The following is a 2,483-nucleotide window of genomic DNA, read 5'->3' as shown; positions in this document are numbered from 1 at the left end:
CGTATCTGGCAGTCGCACCTGGGGCAGCGCTCCCCCGACGCCGCCCTGTGCCGTCAGCTCGCAAGCTACTGCACACTGCCCGGCGGCCACATCCGCAACGCCGTGCTGCAGGCCGCGGCGCTCGACCCCGCGGAAGCCGGGCAAGGATCCGGCGACGCCACCCGCCCGATCGCCGCCGAACAGCTCGTCGCCGCGCTGATCGACGAATACCGCAAGATCGGCCGCACCCCGCCGCCGCAGCTGATGCACGCTCGGGGCACGTCATGAGCAGCCTCTCCGCCGGTCTGCGCCGCAAGAGCACACCGGAAAGGAAGGCGCCGGGCGGTGCCCCCGAGGCCAAGCCCGCCGGGAGGCAGGAACCCGCAGGCAAGGCCCCCGCCGACCAGGCCGCCGGCACGGCCCCGCAATCGCCCGACGCCGCGACCGGGGCCGGCACGCCGCAGGAAAAGCGCCCCGGCGCCCCCGGCTACCTGCAGGCCAAGCTCGCCATCAGCCACCCGCAGGATCCCGAGGAACGCGAGGCCGACCAGGTCGCCGGCGACGTGCGCCGCGCGCTGCGCAGGCCGCAGGACGCCGCAGCCGGCACGCCATGCCCCACCTGCAGCGGCACCGCCCCGCGCGGCAGCCTCGAGCCCGCGATCACCCCGCCGAAGAAGGAAGTCCTCGCGCCCAAGCTGCTGCGCGCGGTCGCGACCGGCGAGGGAGAAAAAACCACCGCCGCGACCGGCGAGGGGGAAAAGGCCGGCACCACCCCCGGCGCGAAACAATCGGCGGACACCCCCAAGACCGCCGCCGGCGGCGCCGACGCCCTCGCCGGCAAGACCGCGCCCCCCGCCACCGAACAGCGCATCGCCGCCCGCCAGGGCCAGGGCGCGCCGCTCGACCCCGAGCTGCGCGCCAAGCTCGAAGCCCAGCTCGGCCGCGACCTCTCCGCCGTGCGCATCCACACCGATGCGGAGGCCGATGCGATGTGCGTCGAGATGCACGCGCGCGCCTTCACGGTCGGCAACGACGTGTATTTCACCGCCGGCAGCTACGCGCCGGAAAGCGATGCGGGTCTCGAACTCCTCGCCCACGAGCTCGCCCACGTCGGCCAGCAGGCCGAGGCCGGCGGCCCGCAGAGCGCCGCGCCGAAGCTGCAGCGCGACTTCTGGGACGACCTCTTCGGCGGCGGCGGCGCCCCCGGCGACCCGATGGCGGCCTGCAAGGAGGAACTCGACAAGTCCGAGAAATGGGCCAGGGCCGGCCCCTACCCGGCCGCGCCGCAAGGCATCGTCGGCGCCGGCGGCATCGGCGGCTTCGACGCGCAGTACAAGCCCGACCCCGCCGAGGGCGACGGCATGCTCGACATCAAGCAGGGCGTCGCGGTCGAGTTCAAGGACACGCTGGTCGTCAGCGGTGGCGCCATCGTGCCGCACCCGGACCTGCCGGTGACCCCCGCGATCACCGCGCTTGCCGCGCGCATCAACGCGATCCCGATCCCGCTGCTGCGCAGCGCCGTGCTCGCCGCCTACCAATGGACGCCCGCCGAGCGAGCGCCGTGGATCAGCCAGCTGAAGTCGCTGATCGAGACGACCTGGGGCGGCCAGCACAGCTTCTTCCTCAACAGGCCGCGCTGGAACTGGCTCGGCGCCGACGTGCGCGTCGCCCTCGACATCGGCGCGCGCGCCAAGGCGGCCGGCGACCACATGGCGACCGAGACCTACAAGATGCCCACCGGCGAGAGCCTGCGCACCTACGACATCTCGCACGAGGTCGGCTCGGGCAGCGGCGCCGACGCCTACGACCAGACGATGCGGCTCGCGAGCACCACGACCGGCCCGAAGGAATACGACCTGCTGCGCGAATCGGTCGAGTTCGGCAACAACTCGGACGTGCTCACGCCGGCCGCGATCGGCACGCTCAACGCCTTCATCAACCAGTTCAACGGCGCCACCGCCAACGCCGCGCACCAGGAAGTGCGCGTCGAGATCGTCGGCCACGCCAGCGCCTCGGGCAGCGAAAAGCACAACATGGACCTGTCGCAGCGCCGCGCCGAAGCCGTGCGCGACTACCTCGCCAACAACGGCTTCGCCAACACCGCCTCGCGCGTCACGCTGACGCCGCGCGGCGAGACCGAAGCCGACCAGACGCAGCCCAAGCTCGCCAGCGACCGGCGCGTCGACCTCATCGTCGACGGCGGCGAGCGCATGATCACCGCGGCGCACGAATGGGGCCACGCCTTCGGCCTCGACGACGAATACCTCACCGGCGGCACCAACATCGGCGACCCGGTCGCGCACGACGCCATGGCTAAGGCCATGACCGACGCGGGCGGCAATCCGCTGCCCGGCGCGATCAAGGAACACAACGCCGGCATCATGTCCTTCGGCACCGAAGTGCGCCCGCGCCACTACGCCACCTTCCACCACGCGCTCACCACCGTCACGGCCCAATCCCCGTGGTCGCTGGGCCTGCACAAGCCCAAGTGGCAGGTCGCGATG

At 72.7% G+C, this 2,483-nt stretch carries 2 protein-coding genes; both read left to right on the top strand.

Features of this window, described 5'->3' with window-relative positions; genetic code table 11:
* Window positions 1-267, top strand: a 267-nt coding sequence (locus VGD93_RS05760) for a hypothetical protein (protein WP_395010095.1), incomplete at its 5' end; no start/stop codon positions are given.
* Window positions 264-2,483, top strand: a 2,220-nt coding sequence (locus VGD93_RS05755) for an eCIS core domain-containing protein (RefSeq protein WP_395010093.1), incomplete at its 3' end; no start/stop codon positions are given. The genes VGD93_RS05760 and VGD93_RS05755, both read left to right, overlap by 4 nt.

It is taken from the genome of Devosia sp. (assembly GCF_036406155.1).
Classification (GTDB): Bacteria; Pseudomonadota; Alphaproteobacteria; order Rhizobiales; family Devosiaceae; genus Devosia_A.
This window is presented reverse-complemented; position numbering and strand designations above follow the sequence as displayed.